This window comes from Hyphomonas jannaschiana VP2 (genome assembly GCF_000685215.1).
In the GTDB taxonomy this organism is placed as follows: Bacteria; Pseudomonadota; Alphaproteobacteria; order Caulobacterales; family Hyphomonadaceae; genus Hyphomonas; species Hyphomonas jannaschiana.
The window spans coordinates 101,592-120,661 of record NZ_ARYJ01000008.1 but is presented as its reverse complement, the minus strand read 5'-3'; the positions used below and the strand labels follow the sequence as shown (position 1 = coordinate 120,661).

The following is a 19,070-nucleotide window of genomic DNA, read 5'->3' as shown; positions in this document are numbered from 1 at the left end:
ATGATTGATATTGACGTGTCTGCACAGACAGCTGCCATGACCTGCGCGCAAGGCGACGCTTTGTTCGTCGGGCTGGAAAAGGCATTGGATAATGGACGGGGCTTTGTCTTCGTCACGGATGCGGCTGGCAAGCTGGTTGGCTATGCCGATCTCGCCATGATGCGAGAAGCTTTCATGAAAGGCGGGCATCTTTCCGGCCAGACCGTTGGTGATGTCGCGGCGCCTTGGGGAACAGCGAAAGAACCGCTGGGTGTTGAACCCGTTCTGGACGGTGAAGGCCGTCTCAGCGGGATCGACGACTCCGGCCCGCAGCCTTTCCTGCCGGTGTCCGAACCAGACCTGACGCACCGCGAAATGCGCAATGCGTTCGATGCCTTCCTGTCCACCTGGATCTCCTCGACCGGCGATTATATCCGCCGCTTCGAGCAGGAGTTTGCAGACAAGATGGGTATGGCCCATGGCGTTGCGACCTCGAACGGAACCGTTTCGCTGCACCTTGCCATGGCGACTCTGGGGATCGGGGAAGGGGACGAGGTGATCGTCCCGGACCTGACTTTCGCCGCTTCGATCAACACGGTGATGCATGTCGGCGCCCGGCCTGTCCTGGTCGATGTGGACCGGGACACCTGGTGCCTCTCCGCTGAAGCCGTCGAGCGGGCGATCACGCCGCGCACACGTGCCATCATGCCGGTGCACGTGTTCGGACGTCCGGCGCAGATGACGGAAATCGTCGAACTGGCGCAGGCCCGCGGCCTTTACATCATCGAAGACTGCGCCGAGGCGCATGGCGCGAAATATGACGGCCAGCCGATCGGGTCCTTCTCCGATATTTCCAGCTTCTCCTTCTTTGCCAACAAGATCATCACCACCGGTGAAGGCGGTATCTGCCTGACCAATGATGCGGATATTGCCACGCGCATGCGCATGTTGCGCGACCATGGCATGCGGCCGGAACGCCGTTACTGGCACGAGGAGCCGGGCTTCAATTTCCGCATGACCAATATGCAGGCCGCCATCGGCTGTGCCCAGATCGAGCGGATGGATGAGCTGCTGGCGATGCGCGCAGATGTCTATGAACGCTATGTCAAAGCGCTGTCCGGCATTCCGGGCGTGTCTTTCCCGCCTGCCATGGACCAGCGCGCCCAGCCCGTGACCTGGTTTGCCTGTGCGCAGGTACCGGAAGACAAGCGTGCAGACCTGATTGCGGCGTGCAAAGCAGCGAACATCGACCTGCGCCCGTTCTTCCATGGCCTGTCGTCCATGCCGGCCTATCGTCAGTATGCCCGCAAATGTCCGAACAGCACCTGGCTTTCGCGCACGGGCGTGAACCTGCCGACCTCGCGCCGCGTGGATGATGCCATGGTCGCCCGGATCGCTGCCGTGTTCGAAAGTGTGCTGGGCAAGAAAGCCTGAGCGACGCTTGCCGGAACAGCAAAGCGGGCGCTCCATGACGGGGCCCCGTTTTCGTTTGAACTGTGATGCCAGCCTAGTCCCGGATCGGATAACGCATCCAGTCATGCGCCAGAAGAGCTGCGTCCTCTGCGTCGAGACGGCGTCCTGCCGCCCGGCGGTAGGTGGCGCGGTTTGCGCGGGCGGTGCGCAGGAAGTCGAAATCCGACAGGCGGACCTTGCCTTTAGCGATCAGGTCTGCACAGAGCGCATCGTCCGTGAACAAGCGTTCTATGACCGTGCCCATGTCGTGTGGATCCATCGGGTCAAACAGGAGGCCGGCATCGCCAACCTGTTCGGGCAGGGCGGTGACGTTGGAACTGGCGACCGGGATGCCCTCGGCCCAGGCCATCTGATAGATCGCGCGGAGCTCCTCATTGGAGACGAAGCCCAGGAACTGAACCTGGTTCTCAAGGCCGAGTTCGCGCACCCGGTTGTCCAGAGCTTCACGGCTCGGTTCATGCCGGGCGCCGGTGGACACGAGCGGCACGGTCACGCCCTTTTCGTCGCGTAGCCAGGCCATCGCCTCGAACAGGCGGAGGTGGTTTTTGTGCGGCCAGGTATTGTTCGGATAGAAAATATAGCGTTCCGGCAGGACGTACTTCGCGCGCGTTTCGGCTTTGTCTTCTTCCGACACTTCGGCCAGCAACTGCGTCGGCGCCGCTTCCGGGATGATCTGCACCTTGTTCGGGCTGACGGCGAACTGGGCGACGACGTCATCCTTGATCCATTGAGAGTTCACGATGATCGCGTGGGATGTCCGACAGGCCGCACGGTAGATCGTTTCGCGCCATGTGAGGTCCGAGAGGTCGAAGAATTGTGGGTAGTGCAGGTGCTGCAAATCGTGGGGGTTATAGACCGTCGGGATGGCGCAATAGATGAAGCCTTGTGTGGGCTGGTGCAGCACATCGAGGCCGAGGCTTTCCAGCCAGCCATCCGAGACCGGCACCTGCGGCCAGCCGACCCGGCCATCCCGGCCGAGCGCCTTGTTGGCCATGCCTTTGACGCTGCGCAGCAGGTCGCGGACCGGATTGCCGGAGGAGGCGGGACGCATTTCGAACCGCTGGTTTGCGGCGAGCGGGCTAAGCCAGTCCACCTGGGTCTGGTTTTCGACGATCAGGACATAGGTTTCCGGCCCCTCCAGCTGCCCCAGCGCGGTGATGAGGCTGCGCAGGGCGGTCGCAATACCACCGTGAATGCCGGGTTCGACGTCTACAATGATGCCAACCTTCAAAATCCTGTCCCCTCCCTGGAGTGATCTTATCGATCCTGTTCAAATATCCGGGTGCGCGTCACCACAGTTGGACGCAGCACGCAAGTCTCATGCAATCGGATCGTCCTTTTATAGGCCGTTTCTTGAAATTCCGTGTTAGTGGAAACAGGAAGTTTACTGGAATAGGGTTTGCAACCAAAACGAAGTTTTTGCGGCCTGCCCTGCCATGGGACGCGATCGCATACAGCACAGGCATGACGGCGTATATATGAGACTGGTGGCTCCCTTCGGCTTCTACGGCAGCGGCAATATCGGCGATGAGGCCACGCTGCTGGGCTTTGGCCGCCTTATGGAACGTTTCGGCGGGGGTCTCGGGGTGGATGTTGCCTCGAGTGATCCGGCGCATACCAAAAGGGTGGAGCCAGCGTTCCGCTATTACCAGTATGTCGACGGGATCATGGGCCTGCCGGCCAAGCTGCATGCGCATATGGGCGCGGGCTATATCATTCCGGGCGGCACGCCGCTGATGGACAATCTGGGCGACTGGCCGCTTCTCAGCCTTGGCGGCATGCTCCAGCATGCCGGGAACTGGGGCAAGCCGGCGGCCTTTGTCGGGGTCGGTGTCGAACAGCTGCGCCATGATATTTCCCGCCAGCGCGTGCAGGAACAGATCATTCCGAATGTCATGTGCTGGAGCGTGCGCAGCGTGCACGACCGGGACCGATTGCTGGATCTGGGTGTTACGCCGGAACAGATTACCGTCGCCGCCGACATGGCCTGGCTGCTGGATCCGGCAGATCCAGCCTATGGCCGTAAGGTGACGCAGCGCCTTGGGCTCGGCGGCCGTCCGGTGATCGGCGTCAATATCAATGCTGAAGACCATATGGTCGAGAAGGCCCCGCGCCTGTTCACGGAACTGGCCGCCGGGCTGGACGAACTGGTCAAGAGTCATGGGGCCCGCATCCTGTTCCTCTTCAACGAGGTCCGGGAAGGCGAGACCTATGATCAGGCCGCCGCTGAACTGGTCCGTTCCCTGATGTCACGCAAGGATGCTGTCCTGATGGGGCCGTCTGACTATCTGACACCGCAGGAAATGATGTCGATCATCGCACAATGTGCCATGACGATCTCAACGCGCTATCATTTCTGCGTCTTTTCCGCGCTTCAGGGCGTCCCTTTCCTGGGGATTCGGCGGTCTGACAAGGTCAGCGACCTGTGCCGTGACCTCGGCTGGAAGGCGGCAGTCGATCCGGATACGGCGACCGGTACAGATATTGCCAAAACGGGTGATCGACTGCTTATTGATCCGGCTGCGGACCTGAAGAAGTTGGCGGACAAGATTGCCGTCATGCGTGTGCGGGCAGAGGACAACCAGATCGCGCTGGAAGCCCTGTTGCAGGCCATGCGCGGTGTAGGAATGCAGACCTGGGTGCGGCATGCCGCCAGCCGGGTCGGACAGAAATTGGGGGGTGGTGTTCGATGAAGCCCGAAAATACGAGAGTTCTGGTCATCACGGGCGTCTTTCCGCCCATGCCGATCGCCGAGGGCGACCATATCGCCCGGCTCAGCCAGGGGCTGGCGGACCGTGGCTATTCGGTCGATGTACTGACCAGTACGCAGGCGGATGGAAAAAGCGTCAAAGGCTGCCGCGTGCATCCCGAGATCGAGCATTGGAACTGGGCGTCTCAGGGCAAGGTTCTGCGCTTTGCCCAGGACCTGAAGCCGGACCTGATCTTCATCTGGTTCATCGGCATGGCGTTCGAGTTCCATCCGATGATTTCACTGATCCCGACGCGCCTGAAGGCGGCCCTGCCAGGCACGCAGATCGTCACCCAGATCACGGCGCCGGTCGGTGTGCGTCCAAAGGACCACCCTTTCCTGACGCGGCTGAATTTGAAACTCTCCGCACGTGCATTGGGCGGCGACCATATCAGCTATGAATATGGCACGATCCTGCGCGACAGTGACCGCGTGATCGCCATGGCGAAGCCGCACCTGGAGCGTTTTGCCGAACATCTGCCAGGCCTGGAAGACAAGAGCGTCATCATTCCGCCGCCGCCGCTGATCCCGATGAGCATGCCGGGGGAGGCCTCCCGGTTGAAGGGGCGGGAGATGCTCGGCGTGCCGGCCGATGCACCGCTGTTTGCCTATTTCGGCCGCCTCTATGTGGGCAAGGGGCTCGAATACCTGATCAAGGGATTTGCCAAAGTCCGGGCAGAGGTGCCGGACGCGCGCCTCGCCATCATCGGCGGCGCAGCGCCCGATTATTTCAAGTCGGGCTGGAGCGTCGACGATCTTCACGCGATTGCCCGCGAAGAGGGGATCGAGGATGTGATCAGCTGGACAGGGGAGTTCCCCTTTGATACGGACGCAGGCTCCCTGTATCTCCGGGCGGCTGACTATGCCGTCCTGCCATTCTCCGAAGGGGCGGCGCTGAACAACAGTTCCATCGCGGCGTGCGCGGCTCATGACCTGCCGGTGATTACCACGCTGGGAGATCGTCCGGAGCCGGAGTTCATTGACGGGGAAAACGTGTTGCTGGTCCAGCCGAAAGATGCCGATGCGCTTGCGGAGGGCATGTTGCGGACCCTGAGAGATGCCGCTCTAGCTGCGCGTCTGCGCGCTGGATCAGTTGACCTCACGAAAAAATATTTCAGCTGGGATGCGACGCTCGACAGCACGATGAACGTGTTCAGAGATGCGCTGGCAACAGCGGCCGTGCGGGTCCCGGCATGACGCGTCCGACACAGGCGCTCTTTCTGGTGGGCGGCAGGGGGACGCGGCTGGGCGCCCTGTCTGCCAATACGCCGAAGCCGATGCAGGAAATCGCCCCGGGGGTCCGCTTCCTCGACCTGCTGCTGGAGAATGCCGCGCGGATGGGGTTTGCGGATCTTGTCCTGCTGGCGGGCCATCTGGGTGATCAGGTCGAGGCGGCCTATCACGGCCGGCGTGTCGGCGAGGCGGCAATCCGCGTTGTGCGGGAGAGCCAGCCGATGGGCACCGGCGGCGCGCTCGCTCAGGCGGCGGAAGCGCTGGATGAGCGTTTCGTGCTGTTGAACGGGGATTCCTTTTTCGACATCAATTTGCGCGCCCTGACGGCGGCACCGCTGCCGGAAGGCGGCGGCCGGCTGGCACTGCGGATGGTGGAGGATACGGCACGCTATGGATCTGTCCGGCTGAACGATGCGAAGATCTCCGCCTTCGTCGAGAAGAATCCGGACCTCACCGGACCGGGGCTGATCAATGGCGGGATCTACTATCTCGACCGCGCCATGGTCGGCCGGATTGAGGCACCGTCTTCGATCGAGAGCGATGTGTTTCCCGAACTGGTCCGGGAAGGGCGTCTGGAAGGACTGCCCTTTGAGGGATACTTCCTGGACATCGGACTGCCCGAAACCCTGGCACAGGCCCAGCGTGAAACGGCGGCCCTGCGCGTGCGGCCAGCTGCATTCCTGGATCGTGACGGCGTGCTCAACGAGGATCATGGATACACGCATCGCGTGGATGACCTCGCCTGGATGCCGGGCGCCCGGGAGGCAATCCGCTTGCTGAATGATCGCGGCTACCGCGTGATCGTGGTGACCAACCAGGCCGGCGTCGCCCGCGGCTTCTATGATGAGGATGCTATCGGCATTTTCCATGCGGGCATGCAGGTCCAGCTCGCAGAGGCGGGCGCGTTTGTGGATGCCTTTTATCATTGTCCGTACCATGCGGATGGGAAAGTGCTGGCCTATACGGTGGAGGATCACCCTGACCGCAAGCCGAACCCCGGCATGATCCTGCGTGCGCTGAAGGATTGGCATGTGGATAAGGACAAGAGTTTCCTGATCGGTGACAAGCCCTCCGACATGGAAGCTGCCCGCCGGGCAGGATTGCCGGGGCATCTTTACACTGGCGGGAATTTGCAGGCGCTTGTATCGGATATAATCGGTCCGGAATGACCGGAGGGGGGTGAAGATGTCTGCGGCCATACCGTTCGACGAAATCCGTCGCTGGACCTTTGATGTCGCCCTGCCATTCTGGGGAGATGCGGGATACGACCTGCAAAGCAGGCGGTTTGTCGAGAAGCTGGATTATTCCGGAAAGCCCATCGATACAGGGTATCACCGGACCCGCGTTATTGGTCGCCAGACTTATGTGTTTTCGCACGCCGCGATCCTCGGCTGGGACCGGGGCCTGTCCTTGTGTGCCGAAGGGGCGCGGCAGCTGGATGAGCTTTATCTCGGTCCGGACAAGGGGTGGCCGCGCACGACCGGACCGAATGGCGAAGTGCTGGACGGCACGCCGGACCTCTATGACCTGGCGTTTGTCCTGTTCGGCTATGCCTGGCGGCACAAAGCGGCAAGGGATGAGGCTTCGCGGGCCGGCATGCATCGCGCGATGGATTTTATCGACACACATTTGCGGGCCGAAACCGGGTTCTGGCATGAAATGCCGCCGGAAGGCTGGCGTCTGCAGAACCCTCACATGCACCTGCTGGAAGCTTCTCTTGTTGCCTATGAGGCGACAGGCGAAACGCGCTTTCTTTCGACCGCGCGGGAGCTGGTGGCCCTGTTCCGCGAAAAGCTGTTCGACGGTACCACGCTGGCAGAATATTTCGACACCGACTGGAACCGGGCCGAAGGGCAGGACGGGCGGCTGGTCGAGCCGGGTCATATGCTGGAGTGGGCCTGGATCCTTGTTCAATATGGCAAGGTGGTCGGGGAAGACATGACCCCGCTGGCAGAGAGCCTGGTAAGGTTCCCGGAAGATCATGGGGTCGACACCCAGACTGCCCGTACCCTGCAGGTGGTTCTGGATGATGGTACACCCGTCGATGCGGGCGCGCGCACCTGGCCGAACACAGAGCGGATCAAGGCGCACCTTGCCCTGTTTGAGGCAACAGGCCGTGACCCGCGCCCGGCCGTGGCCGCCAGTGCCCGCTTGCTGCTGGATCAGTATCTGAGCACGCCGATACCGGCCGTGTGGCTGGAACGGTTCACGGCGGATGGCCAGCCGGACGCGGATGATGTGCCCGCTTCAACGCTCTATCATATCTTCCTGGCATTCACGGAAGTGCTGCGTCTTCAGGACCGGATCGAAGCCCTGCGCCGCTGACGCAGCTGCACATGCCTTGGGGAACCGCCCGGGCGGTCTGTCGTTAATCCCTCATCCGGGGGCGCCATCATTGGCTCAATCCTGAGCAGGCTGGAAATTTTCCCGGGGAAAATGGCCTCCGGAGGTTGGGTCTTCCGGCAGAGCGGCCTACATGGAACCTAACAGGAAGGAACCGATGACAAGCGCCAAGGCAGACACATCGGCAGAGCCGTCAGGGCGTCTGGTCGCCATTTCAAACCGGACCGCTGCAGGCAGCGAAAGCAAAGCAGGCGGGCTGGCCGTCGCACTCTGGGATACCCTGGTGGAGACCAAAGGCCTCTGGATCGGCTGGTCCGGCCGGGTCCTCGATTTCGAAACCGCCCGGGTCAATTATGTGGAGGAAGAGGGAGTTCAGTTTGCCCTCAGCGACCTTTCACGCCGGCAATATGACGGTTTCTATCTTGCCTACGCCAATTCCGTTCTCTGGCCGGTCATGCACAACCGGATCGATCTTGCCGTGTTCGAGGCAGACACCTATCGCAATTACCGCTCCGTGAATGAGAAGTTTGCACGGATTGCCGTGCAGGAGGCCCGGCAGGAAGATTTTGTCTGGGTACATGATTATCATTTCTTCCTGCTGGGGCGGATGATGCGCCAGCGGGGATGGCAGGGGCGCCTCGGCTGGTTCCTCCACATTCCGTTCCCTGCGCCGGATGCCTTCCGTGCGATCCCGCAGCACCGGGAACTGGGCGAAGCGATGTGCGCCTATGATGTGGTGGGCGTTCAGACGGGAAAAGATCTCTACAATCTCGCCCGCTATCTGGAAGAAGAATTCGGAGCGGAAGAGCTGCCGGATGGGCGTTTTAAGGTTGGTGAGCGGACGGTTCGTCTTCTGCACTGTCCCATCGGGATTGATGTGGATGCGTTTGTGGAGGCCTCCACCTGCGATGAAGCCCGGCTGGCGGCGTCCAAGCTCAACAAATTCCTTGGCAATCGCCAGCTCGTGCTGGGGGTCGACCGGATGGATTATTCCAAGGGGCTCATTCAACGCTTCGAGGGGATGGCGGACCTGTTTGACCGCCACCCGGATGTGCATGGGCATATTTCCTTTACTCAGATTGCGCCGCCTTCGCGCTCCGTAGTTGAGGAATACCAGCAGCTCCGCCAGCAGCTGGATGAGCTGTCCGGCCGGATCAATGGCGACTATGGGGATCTGGACTGGATTCCGATCCGGTATCTTGCCCGCGGGTACGACCGGGACCAGATCGCGGGTCTCTACCGGCAGGCCAAGGTATGCCTGGTGACGCCTCTGCAGGACGGGATGAATCTGGTTGCCAAGGAATTTGTCGCTGCGCAGGATCCGGAAGATCCCGGCGTTCTTGTCCTGTCGCAGTTCGCAGGCGCAGCGGAGCAGATGCTGGAGGCCCTGATCGTAAACCCTTATGATGCAAGCGCGATTGCCGAAGCGGTCTACCGGGCCATTCACATGCCGCTCGACGAGCGGCAGGCACGCTGGCGGGCGCTCATGGACGGTATCCAGTCGCAGGACCTGATTTGGTGGCGCGAACGTTTTCTGAATGCTGTTCCTGCCGGTTCCGAGGTATCTGCAGCGTGATGACGGGGCAGGGTGCCGCGCCGCCGCCGCTCCGGGCGGAAGATGCGCTGTTTCTGGACTTTGATGGAACGCTGGCCGGTTTGCAGGACGATCCGGATACGGTCTTTCTGGCGTCTGGCATGGATACGGTCCTGGAGACGATCGGTGACCAGCTGGACGGGGCGCTGGCGATTCTCTCCGGACGGGATGCAGGGGATCTCGCCCGCCGCGTGCCGGGCGGGTTATGGCGGATCGGCAATCACGGACTTATCCCTCTGGCGCCAGAGGCGAAGCCGCCGGAAGCGCGGGCTGCTGCACCGGATGCCGTTCGTCACGCGATTGAGAAGATCAGCGCCATGTTTCACGGCACGCGCGTGGAAACCAAAGGACCGGTTTTGGCGCTGCATTACCGACAAGCCCCAGATTTTGCAGAAGAAATCGGCGTGGCGCTCGCAGATGCCGGGCTGTCTGCCGAAGGTTACCGTATACAGCATGGCAAGTTCGTTTTTGAGGCCAAACCTGAAGATGCAAACAAGGGCCGCGCACTGGCCCGTATGATGCAAGACGTTCCGTTTTCCGGGCGGCGTCCGGTCATGATTGGTGACGATACGACCGATGAGGATGCTTTCCGGACGGCCAATGACCTTGGCGGGTTGACGATCAAGGTCGGCGCAGGTGACACCGTCGCCCAGTACCGGCTGAAGGATGTCGAGGCCGTGCATGCGTATCTGAAGGAGCTGGCAGGGACATGAGCGGACTGGACCTTGGCATCGTGGGGAACGGCACGATTGCTGCCCTGATCAATTCTCGCGGCGATTACCAGTGGGCGTGTCTGCCAAGGTTCGATGGCCAGCCTGTGTTCAACCAGCTGCTGGGCGGGGGCGGCGCGTTTTCCGTCTGGATGGAAGACCTCGCGTCCCGTACGCAATCCTACGATCACAACAGTGCCATTCTGCGGACACGTCTTGAATCGCGTGACGGCGCGGTTGTCGAAATCGTCGACTTCGCGCCCCGTTTTGAAAACCAGGGCCGTATGTTCCGCCCGGCTGCTCTTGTGCGCCGCTTCCGAGTTCTGGCAGGCACGCCGCGGATGCGTATCACGCTGACACCGGAAACTGACTGGGGTGGACGCAAGCTGAAGCCGGTCCGGGGTGTCAATCACGTCCGGTTCATCGATGAAGAACTGGGTTTCCGCGTCACCACGGACGCGCCGGTTTCCTACATCCTGTCTGGCACCAGTTTCATACTCGACAGGGAGGCTGCTTTCATCCTGGGGGCAGACGAATCCCTGTCCGACCATCCGGAAGTCATTGCCCGCGATTGGGAGGAGCGTACGCGGCTATACTGGAAGCGTTGGGCGCGCAGCCTGGCGGTACCGTTCGAGTGGCAGCAGGCCGTCATCCGCGCGGCGATTACGCTGAAGCTCTGCGTGTATGAGGAAACCGGCGGCATCGTCGCGGCGCTGACGACCTCTGTCCCTGAACACGAAGGATCGGAGCGGAACTGGGATTACCGTTATTGCTGGATCCGGGACGCCTATTTTACCGTGACAGCGCTGAACCGCCTCTCGGGTATGGGGACTCTGGAGCACTATATGCGCTGGGTCCGGAATATCGTGGCCCAGTCCAAGGGCGGGCATATCCAGCCGGTGTATGGCATCGGGCTTGAGGCGGACCTCACGGAGGACTTCGCAAAGCAATTGCCCGGTTATCGGGGAATGGGGCCGGTGCGCGTTGGGAACCAGGCTGCCGAACATGTTCAGCATGACGTCTATGGACAGGTTGTTCTGGGCGTCGCGCAAAGCTTTTTCGATACCCGTTTGATGAAGCGGCCGGGGCTGGCGGAGTTTGAACAACTCGAGCCGGTGGGGGAGCGGGCCTTTGCGGTCCACGACACTCCGGATGCCGGTATCTGGGAGTTCCGCACGATCGCTCATGTCCACACCTCGTCGGCCATCATGTGCTGGGCCGCGTGTGACCGCCTGTCAAAAATCGCCGGGCATCTCGGTTTGCCGGCGCGGGCGGATTACTGGCGCGAGCGGGCAGACATCATTCGCGGCACCATTCTGGAAAAAGCGTGGAACGAAGAGGTCGGCGCCTTTACCGCAGCCTTCGGCGGGGAAGACCTTGATGCGTCTGTCCTGCTGATGGCGGAGATCGGGTTTATCGAGGCGGATGACCCGCGGTACATCTCAACCGTTCAGGTCATCAATCGCGACCTGCGCGAAGGTGACCATGTCTATCGCTACAAGGTGACGGACGATTTCGGGAAACCGAAAACCGCCTTCACTGCGTGCACGTTCTGGCTGGTCGATGCCCTTTACCGGATCGGTGAGGCCGAAGAAGCCCGGCGCGTTTTCGAGGCGCTGCTGGCCGCTCGCAACCATCTCGGCCTCTTGTCTGAAGACGTGGATACTGAAACAGGCGAGCTCTGGGGGAATTTCCCGCAAACCTATTGCATGGTGGGTATTATCAATTCTGCGGCTCTGCTTTCGCGGTCCTGGGGCGAGTCGATCTAGGCAGGGTGCCCAATTTTTGGGCAGCGCGGATGGCGCATTCTTCAAAGCCGGGCGACCTCAGTGGCGCAAGGTTATGCCCGCTGAGGCGGGTTGACCGGGCATACGCTTGCATGTGTTCATGTCTCCATGGGAGAGGCACCTCAATTCTTTGATGAAATGGACGGGTTCGACGGCAACGTGCGAGCCCCTTACGAGACTTATGCGGAGTGGCTTCAGAATATGAGCCGGCCCGCGCTGCTCAAGAAGTCTGTCGAAGCGCAAGCTTTCTTCCGGCGAACTGGCATCACTTTCAACGTCTATGGCGAAGCGGAAGCCGACGAACGGCTGATCCCGTTTGACCTGATCCCGCGCATTATCGGGGCAGGAGAATGGGCGAACCTGGTGCGCGGTATCGAGCAGCGGGTGAAGGCGATCAATGCTTTCCTGCACGACATCTATCACCGGCAGGAGATCATCCGGGCCGGCCGCGTGCCCGAACGTCTGATCCGCGAGAACGACGCCTTCCTGCCGAGAATGATCGGTGTGGATCCGCCGGGAGGTATCTATACCCATATTGTCGGCGTGGACCTTGTCCGCACCGGCCCCAACGAATTCTTCGTACTGGAAGACAATGCGCGCACGCCAAGCGGCGTGTCCTACATGCTGGAAAACCGTGAGACGATGCTGAAGATGTTTCCGGAACTTTTCTCGCATATCCGTGTCGAACCGGTTCAGCAGTACCCGGCGATGCTGCGGCGCTCGCTTGAGCAGTGCGGCCCGCCGGCTGCGGATGGTCACCGTCCGACCGTCGCGGTGCTCACGCCTGGCATCCACAACTCTGCCTATTTCGAACATGCCTTTCTGGCAGACCAGATGGGGGTCGAACTGGTTGAAGGGCATGACCTTCGGGTCACCGATGGCCGGATCGCCATGCGCACGACGCGCGGCTATGAACCGATCGATGTGATCTATCGCCGGATCGATGATGATTTCCTCGACCCGTTAAATTTCCGGTCGGACTCCCTGCTGGGGGTCGCGGGCATTTTCGATATTTATCGCGCTGGCGGCATCACGATCGCAAATGCGCCGGGCACAGGGATTGCCGATGACAAGGCGATCTATTCCTACATGCCGGACATCGTTGAATTCTACACCGGCCAGAAGCCGATCCTGCAGAACGTGCCGACCTGGCGGTGTGCCGAGAAGGACGCGCTGGCCTATGTGCTGGAACACCTGCAAGAGCTGGTGGTCAAGGAAGTGCACGGGTCTGGCGGGTACGGAATGCTGGTCGGGCCGGCCGCCAGCAAGGCGGAGCTGAAAGCCTTCCGCGCAAAACTGGTAGACAAGCCGGAGAACTATATTGCCCAGCCGACGCTCGCGCTCTCTACCGTTCCTGTGCTGACAAAGTCAGGGCTTGCGCCGAGACATGTCGACTTGCGGCCATTCGTTCTGGTCTCTCCGGAAGGGGTGAAGGTGACACCGGGTGGGCTGACCCGCGTGGCAATGAAAAAGGGCTCCCTGGTCGTAAATTCCAGTCAGGGCGGCGGAACCAAGGACACCTGGGTCCTGAAGGGGGAATAGGTGATGCTGGGTCGTACAGCTGCCGGCCTCTTCTGGCTGACCCGCTATATGGAAAGAGCGGAAAACACCGCACGCCTGGCGGAGGCCGGGTTCCGTATGGCGCTGACGCGGGCGGAGTCCAACACAGAGGAGTGGGGCTCTGTCATCACCACGGCAGGCTGCCAGCAGGCCTATCTGGAAAAGCATGAGACGATACGTTCAGAAAAGATTCTGGACTTCCTTCTGCGTGACAAGGAGAATCCCAACAGCGTCCTGTGCGGCTTCCATGCCGCCCGGGAAAATGCGCGGATGACCCGGACCGCGCTGACGCGGGAGGTCTGGGAAGCGATCAATGATGCCTGGATGAGCGTGCGGGATGCCTTGCGCCGGCCAGTATCTGAGCGGGACCTGCCGGAAGTCCTCTCTCTCGTGCGGGGGCAGGGGGCGCAGGTGCGCGGGGCCGTCACCGGCACGATGTTGCGCAATGACATCTACAATTTCATGCAGATCGGCACGTTGGTGGAGCGGGCGGACAATACGTCCCGTATTCTGGATGCGAAATATTATGTCCTGCTGCCGTCGAGTTCCTCGATCGGTTCGTCACTAGATAATGTGCAGTGGGAAATGATCCTGCGCTCAGCTTCAGCTGAGCGCAGCTTCTACTGGCTGAACGGCGGAACGGTCAGCCCACCGGCTATTGCGGACTTCCTGATCTTTGACGCCCGCCTGCCGCGTTCCCTGGCTTTCTGCTATGATATGATCACGGAGTACCTGGGGCGCCTGGCGGAAGAGTACGGGGGAAGCACACCCGCGCATGAGCTGGCGATCCGGCAGGAGAACCGGCTGACAGCGCTGAATATTGCCCTCGTCTTCGAGGAGGGCCTGCACGAATTCCTGACAAGTTTCATGGCTCAGAATGCGGCATTCTCCGCCCAGATCGAAACCGATTACAGGTTCAATGAGTAAGCCATGAGACTGCGCATCGATCACACCACGGTTTATGATTACGAGAAGGCAGCGACTTATGCGCTGCATCAGGTTCGCAAGCGCCCGCACGATACGGACGCGCAGACGGTGATCTCCTGGGACCTGGTTCTGGAAGGTGCCAGGAGCGAAGCAAGGTATGTTGACCATCATGGCAACCATGTTGAGCTGGTCTCCATTGAGCCGGATGCGAGGCGTGTATCGATCTCCTGCAAAGGCGAAGTGGAAACGCGCGATACCGCAGGCGTACTCTCCAACGACCGGCTGGTGCCGCCGCTCTGGCTTTATCGCCGTTTTACGCCGCTGACGAAGGTGGGGAAGGGTGTGCGGGCTCTCGTCTCCCAGCTCGGCCGGGACCCGGACCTCAGCCTGGAAACCCTGCACACGCTGATGAACCTCATCGCTGAGGCCGTGGTGTATGATACTGAGCCGACCGGGCCGGATACAAGCGCCGAGGAGGCGCTGGCGATCGGCCATGGCGTTTGTCAGGATCACGCTCACGTCTTCACATCCGCTGCCCGGCTTCTGGGGTTCCCGGCCCGTTATGTCAGTGGATACATGATGATGCTGGACCGTGTGGACCAGGACGCAGGGCATGCCTGGGCAGAGGCCTGGGTCGATGGCCTGGGATGGGTCGGATTTGATGCAGCCAACCGTGTTTGTCCTGACGAACGGTATATTCAGGTTGCAACCGGGCTCGACTATCGCGAAGCTGGTCCCATGACAGGGGTGATGTATGGCGGAGAGCAGGAAGTGCTGTCCGTCAATGTCCAGGTTCAACAATAATCAACGGGTCCGAAGAGGTTCGAAGTGACATATTGCGTGGCGATGCGGCTCAACGCGGGGCTCATCTTCATGTCCGACACGCGTACAAATGCCGGTGTCGACAACATATCCCGGTTCCGGAAGATGTTTACCTGGGAAGAACCGGGGGAACGGGTCATCACCGTCCTGACGGCAGGCAACCTTGCGACCTCTCAGGCCGTTATCAGCCTGCTAGATGAGCGGACAAAAGCGCCGAAGGAGCGCCGTCCCAGCCTGCTGGAAGCGCCGACAATGTTCCAGGTTGCAAATATTATCGGCGATACGCTCAAGGAAGTCATCAAGACGCAGAAGATGACCGGCCCGGAATCAGAGGCGGACTATGGCGCCACCATGATTGTGGGGGGGCAGATCACGGGGATCGAGCCGCGCCTGTTCATGGTCTATCCGGAAGGCAATTTCATCGAAGCGAGCGAAGAGACACCCTTCTTCCAGATCGGTGAGACCAAGTATGGGCGGCCGATCCTGCTGCGCGCCTATGACCCGGACATGAGCTTCGAAGAAGCGGTCAAGTTGCTGTACGTCTCATTCGACTCGACCCTGAAAGCCAATCTGTCTGTCGGCATGCCGCTGGACCTGCAGGTAGTCGAAACGGGAACGATGCAGGTCGGGCACCGGCGCCGCGTCGAAGACGACGACCCTTATTTCCAGACCGTTTCCAGTAGCTGGGGTGATGCGCTGAAGCTCGCCTTCAAGTCACTTCCGGACTTCACGTTCGGGCCGGACGACCAGGCTTAGGCATTTACCGGATGGGCAGGTGCGTGCTGGCGATATAGCTTTTTCGCCAGATCCACGCGGCCTTCCGCGTCGAGCCCTTCTGTGTCGGCTGTCAGCGCGGCGTTGACCAGCGGCCGGATGCCCATGCGATTGGCAATCTGGATGGCAAGGCCCGGCCGGGCATTCAGCTCCAGAAGCAGGGGACCCTTGCCCTTGTCGAGCACGATGTCGGCACCGAGATAGCCGAGTCCTGTCACTTCATAGGCCTTGGCTGCCATGAGCAGCATCGCGTCCCAGTGAGGCACGGAAAAATTGCTGAGTGGATTGGCTGTGTCCGGATGGATTTCCGTCGTCTTGCCGTTCTGCATGCCATGCATGGTGCGACCGGTGACAAGGTCTAGCCCTACGCCGACGCCGCCCTTGTGTAGGTTGGCCTTTCCGTCGGATTCAGCAGTTGGCAGGCGGACCATGGCGACAAAGGGAATGCCGCGCAGCACGATGATCCGAATATCCGGCACGCCGCCGAAGCTGATGGGGTCGAACACTTCGTCGAATTTGACCCGGTATTCGATCATCGCGACATCAGGCTGGCCGGACAGGGAGTACATTCCTGACAGGATGTTGTTGACGTGGAATTTCAGGTCTTCGAAGAGGGCGCGCTGGCCATTCGACCGGCGCCATCCGCCACGCATCGGGCCGAGGATCACCTGAATGCCATTGCCCTGAGAGCCATTGGCCGGCTTGATGACACAGCCGTCTGGCTTGTCCAACAGCGTCTCCAGGTTGCGCATGTCGAGCGGATTGCGGATCAGGCCATAGAGTTCAGGCGTCGGAATACCTGCTTCGATCGCAAGACGCTTGGTTTCCGTCTTGTCGTTCACCAGCCGCATGAGGCGGCGTGGGTTCAGATCGTTCACGAGGCGGAGGTTCCGCTCATTGATGCCAAGCAGACCGGCCTTGCGCAGGGCGATCCAGGTGCTGATCATTTCTCTGCCTGCTTGGCCAGTTCACGAAAGCGGATGATTTCGCTGAGACGCAGGCCGGTATATTTGCCCATCAGCAGACAGAGCGCCATCAGGACCAGAAGCAGTTCAGGGAAATTGAACAGAAGGTACTCAATGTGCTTGTTCGTCATCACCAGATAGGAAATCGAAGCAACCAGCATGGATCCGGCGCCGGCCTTGATGGCATCTTCGGCGGAATATTCTTCCCACATGATCGACATACGCTCGATGGTCATGGTCAGGATCACCATCGGGAACAGCGAGATCGACAGGCCCATGCGCATATTGGCGCCATTCATGACCTGTGCGATCACCGCCATACAGATCACGATGAAGATCAGCACAACGGCCAGCCGCGGTACGAGCAGCAATCGGAGCTTTTCGAGATAAAACCGCATTGCGAGACCGAGGGCGACCAGCATGGTGAACAGGATGAGTCCGTTCAGCAGAGCCGTTTCGCGGAACGCGATCCCGATCAGGATCGGCATGAACGTACCCAGCGTCTCGATCCCGACGAACTGGCGCATGAACACCAGCAGGACAATGCCGGCCGGGATGGTGATCAGGACCTGGTAAACAAGCTGGGTCGTGACGGGCAGGCGGTCGAAACTGAAGAGTTCCACAGGTGTGCGGTCTGCCCGGGCGGCCTTGCGTACGACGTCTGATGCGGATGAGTCGATCGGCTGGATGGAGACCTGAGGCTCAAAATCAAACACGCCATCGGCGCGGATCATTTCCTCGGTGCCATACCAGATCGTGAAGAACTCCTTCGGATCGGGCCCGAGGAAATAGCGCTTGTCGCGGCCATCGACATGATATTCCAGCCAGTGCTGGATTTCGGTGCGGCGGCGGGCCTCATCGAGGTAGACGCCATTGGCCACGCGCGCACGGATGCCTTGGCTCTGCAGGGCCTCGGCGGCGAGGGTCAGCCGGTCCAGCGGCGGGGGCAGCACAGGCAGCAGCGCCTCGATCTCGTCGGCATCTTTCTGAACAAAGATTTCCTGCAGGATCAGTTCGGCCAGCGAGTCGTCATCAGCGGACCGGCGGCGCATGTCGGAAGACCAGACGAGGAAGGCCTGGCGCTCCAGGTCATTAAGGGATTCTGGCGGCTCGCGGTCCGCGGGACGGTGCATCTCTGCAGGCAGGGGAGAGCGCTGGGTTTCGCCCTCGAGGCGTGCGCGATAGCGCAGCACTTTGCGGTCGTTCGGGTAACGATAGGTCCAGATCGCCTTGCGGCCATTGTCGTTGTCGCTCTCAAGGCGAAGGCCGAAGGCGCCATTATAATATTGTTCCTGGGAAACGCGGCGGGTGTCGCTGTTTGCCGGAATGAAGGTCTCGATCCGTACGGGCTGATTGGCCGTGTCGAAGTCGAGATAGATCTCGAAATCCCAGGTTGTGGTCTGGGTCCCCGGGGTCAGCGGGTAGTTGTACTGGAATACTTTGATGCCGAAGATCGTCAGGGCGATCGCGGTCAGCACAAAGGCCAGAAGTCGGGTGTGAAAAGTGCTAGTCACGCTCGGATACGTTACATTCGTCGTCTGCAATGAAAGTCGATGCAGAATCGACCAGGACCCGGGACGCGAGGAATTCGCGGCCAATCAGGATGTCGTATTCAAAGTCTTCCCGGTCGGCAAGATTGACTTCAGCCAGACCGCGAACGCCTCCAACGCAAATGGGAAGATGAATGACCGGGCGACGGATCGTGCCGCCCGTCTTCAACTTGATCAGCGCGAAGCGGCGCACATCCTGGTCATACCGCACAGTGCGGCCATTCTTGCCGCGCAGGCGGAACGTCACCCAATCATCCTTGCCGGACTTTTTGTAGACCTTCACATCGCGCCCATAGACAGAGGAGGAGTCGGCGCCGGTATCAAGTTTCCCTTTCATTTCAAGGCCTAACTTGCCTACGTGCACATCTTCGACATAGCCCAGAACTGTCATGTCATCGCGCCCTTCACGTTCGGCGAACGCTGGTGACGGGACCAGCGCCATAAAGAGGGCGGCATAGATTGGCAGTCTCAACAATTTCACGGGGGATCCCCTCCTTCCTGAGCTGTCGCGCGGATGTGGCCTTAGCATGCGCTGATGGGCTGCGATAGACATCCCACTCGGTGCGCAGGGGCGGCACAAACACCAGATTCGTGGCGAAAAATG

Annotated in this window: 16 protein-coding genes; 12 read left to right on the top strand and 4 right to left on the bottom strand. The window is 60.6% G+C overall.

Annotation, left to right across the window (positions count from 1 at the left end; genetic code table 11):
* Complete coding sequence (locus tag HJA_RS13140) at window positions 1-1,413, top strand: DegT/DnrJ/EryC1/StrS aminotransferase family protein (RefSeq protein ID WP_051597681.1); 1,413 nt, start codon at window positions 1-3, stop codon at window positions 1,411-1,413.
* 73 nt (window positions 1,414-1,486) lie between these two features.
* Here the strand turns inward: HJA_RS13140 and HJA_RS13135 are convergent, their stop codons facing one another.
* Window positions 1,487-2,683 carry a glycosyltransferase family 4 protein gene (locus HJA_RS13135; protein WP_035583026.1) on the bottom strand — a complete coding sequence of 399 codons (1,197 nt, stop codon included), beginning with the start codon at window positions 2,681-2,683 and terminating at the stop codon, window positions 1,487-1,489.
* A gap of 247 nt (window positions 2,684-2,930) precedes the next feature.
* Between HJA_RS13135 and HJA_RS13130 the strand changes: the two genes are divergently transcribed.
* The 11 genes from HJA_RS13130 to HJA_RS13080 all read left to right on the top strand — a co-directional run bounded on the left by HJA_RS13130 (window position 2,931) and on the right by HJA_RS13080 (window position 15,933).
* On the top strand, window positions 2,931-4,145 hold the full coding sequence (locus tag HJA_RS13130; protein WP_162177064.1) for a polysaccharide pyruvyl transferase family protein: 1,215 nt from the start codon (window positions 2,931-2,933) through the stop codon (window positions 4,143-4,145).
* Complete coding sequence (locus HJA_RS13125; RefSeq protein WP_035583022.1) at window positions 4,142-5,398, top strand: glycosyltransferase family 4 protein; 1,257 nt, start codon at window positions 4,142-4,144, stop codon at window positions 5,396-5,398. Before HJA_RS13130 ends, HJA_RS13125 begins: the two co-directional genes overlap by 4 nt.
* Complete coding sequence (locus tag HJA_RS13120) at window positions 5,395-6,603, top strand: HAD-IIIA family hydrolase (RefSeq protein WP_035583020.1); 1,209 nt, start codon at window positions 5,395-5,397, stop codon at window positions 6,601-6,603. The genes HJA_RS13125 and HJA_RS13120 overlap by 4 nt, the downstream gene beginning before the upstream one ends.
* 16 nt (window positions 6,604-6,619) lie before the next feature.
* Entirely contained in the window at window positions 6,620-7,759 is a 1,140-nt protein-coding gene (locus HJA_RS18130; protein ID WP_051597680.1) for an AGE family epimerase/isomerase, read from the top strand.
* Between the two features lie 175 nt (window positions 7,760-7,934).
* Window positions 7,935-9,353, top strand: a complete 1,419-nt coding sequence (locus tag HJA_RS13110) for an alpha,alpha-trehalose-phosphate synthase (UDP-forming) (RefSeq protein ID WP_051597679.1) — start codon at window positions 7,935-7,937, stop codon at window positions 9,351-9,353.
* Window positions 9,353-10,084 (top strand): trehalose-phosphatase, encoded by a 732-nt coding sequence (gene otsB / locus HJA_RS13105; protein WP_035583018.1) that lies wholly within the window; start codon window positions 9,353-9,355, stop codon window positions 10,082-10,084. Before HJA_RS13110 ends, otsB begins: the two co-directional genes overlap by 1 nt.
* Complete coding sequence (locus HJA_RS13100; protein WP_035583016.1) at window positions 10,081-11,850, top strand: glycoside hydrolase family 15 protein; 1,770 nt, start codon at window positions 10,081-10,083, stop codon at window positions 11,848-11,850. The genes otsB and HJA_RS13100 overlap by 4 nt, the downstream gene beginning before the upstream one ends.
* 126 nt (window positions 11,851-11,976) lie before the next feature.
* Window positions 11,977-13,410 (top strand): circularly permuted type 2 ATP-grasp protein, encoded by a 1,434-nt coding sequence (locus HJA_RS13095; protein ID WP_035583094.1) that lies wholly within the window; start codon window positions 11,977-11,979, stop codon window positions 13,408-13,410.
* 3 nt (window positions 13,411-13,413) lie between these two features.
* Window positions 13,414-14,355, top strand: a complete 942-nt coding sequence (locus HJA_RS13090) for an alpha-E domain-containing protein (protein ID WP_035583015.1) — start codon at window positions 13,414-13,416, stop codon at window positions 14,353-14,355.
* A 3-nt stretch (window positions 14,356-14,358) separates the two neighbouring features.
* Window positions 14,359-15,159, top strand: coding sequence for a transglutaminase family protein (locus HJA_RS13085; RefSeq protein WP_035583013.1), 801 nt, complete (start codon window positions 14,359-14,361; stop codon window positions 15,157-15,159).
* Window positions 15,160-15,183: 24 nt separating this feature from the next.
* Window positions 15,184-15,933, top strand: a complete 750-nt coding sequence (locus HJA_RS13080; RefSeq protein ID WP_035583012.1) for a proteasome-type protease — start codon at window positions 15,184-15,186, stop codon at window positions 15,931-15,933.
* On the opposite strand, the gene HJA_RS13075 is transcribed toward HJA_RS13080, so the two are convergent.
* From HJA_RS13075 to HJA_RS13065, 3 genes are read right to left on the bottom strand one after another with little or no spacing between them, the layout of a single operon-like run.
* Window positions 15,930-16,898, bottom strand: coding sequence for an alpha-L-glutamate ligase-like protein (locus HJA_RS13075; protein WP_051597678.1), 969 nt, complete (start codon window positions 16,896-16,898; stop codon window positions 15,930-15,932). The genes HJA_RS13080 and HJA_RS13075 overlap by 4 nt on opposite strands.
* A complete protein-coding gene (locus HJA_RS13070) occupies window positions 16,895-18,430 on the bottom strand; it encodes a UUP1 family membrane protein (RefSeq protein WP_162177063.1) in 1,536 nt (511 codons plus the stop codon). The genes HJA_RS13075 and HJA_RS13070 overlap by 4 nt, the downstream gene beginning before the upstream one ends.
* Window positions 18,423-18,947 carry an ATP-dependent zinc protease family protein gene (locus tag HJA_RS13065; protein WP_162177062.1) on the bottom strand — a complete coding sequence of 175 codons (525 nt, stop codon included), beginning with the start codon at window positions 18,945-18,947 and terminating at the stop codon, window positions 18,423-18,425. Before HJA_RS13065 ends, HJA_RS13070 begins: the two co-directional genes overlap by 8 nt.
* Between the last annotated feature and the right edge of the window lie 123 nt (window positions 18,948-19,070).

What these genes read in the sequence shown, in the direction of transcription:
- HJA_RS13140 (WP_051597681.1), top strand. Translation starts at nt 1, where the DNA reads ATGATTGATATTGACGTGTCTGCACAGACAGCTGCCATGACCTGCGCG.
- HJA_RS13130 (WP_162177064.1), top strand. Translation starts at nt 2,931, where the DNA reads ATGAGACTGGTGGCTCCCTTCGGCTTCTACGGCAGCGGCAATATCGGC.
- HJA_RS13125 (WP_035583022.1), top strand. Translation starts at nt 4,142, where the DNA reads ATGAAGCCCGAAAATACGAGAGTTCTGGTCATCACGGGCGTCTTTCCG.
- HJA_RS13120 (WP_035583020.1), top strand. Translation starts at nt 5,395, where the DNA reads ATGACGCGTCCGACACAGGCGCTCTTTCTGGTGGGCGGCAGGGGGACG.
- HJA_RS18130 (WP_051597680.1), top strand. Translation starts at nt 6,620, where the DNA reads ATGTCTGCGGCCATACCGTTCGACGAAATCCGTCGCTGGACCTTTGAT.
- HJA_RS13110 (WP_051597679.1), top strand. Translation starts at nt 7,935, where the DNA reads ATGACAAGCGCCAAGGCAGACACATCGGCAGAGCCGTCAGGGCGTCTG.
- otsB (WP_035583018.1), top strand. Translation starts at nt 9,353, where the DNA reads ATGACGGGGCAGGGTGCCGCGCCGCCGCCGCTCCGGGCGGAAGATGCG.
- HJA_RS13100 (WP_035583016.1), top strand. Translation starts at nt 10,081, where the DNA reads ATGAGCGGACTGGACCTTGGCATCGTGGGGAACGGCACGATTGCTGCC.
- HJA_RS13095 (WP_035583094.1), top strand. Translation starts at nt 11,977, where the DNA reads ATGGGAGAGGCACCTCAATTCTTTGATGAAATGGACGGGTTCGACGGC.
- HJA_RS13090 (WP_035583015.1), top strand. Translation starts at nt 13,414, where the DNA reads ATGCTGGGTCGTACAGCTGCCGGCCTCTTCTGGCTGACCCGCTATATG.
- HJA_RS13085 (WP_035583013.1), top strand. Translation starts at nt 14,359, where the DNA reads ATGAGACTGCGCATCGATCACACCACGGTTTATGATTACGAGAAGGCA.
- HJA_RS13075 (WP_051597678.1), bottom strand. Translation starts at nt 16,898, where the DNA reads ATGATCAGCACCTGGATCGCCCTGCGCAAGGCCGGTCTGCTTGGCATC.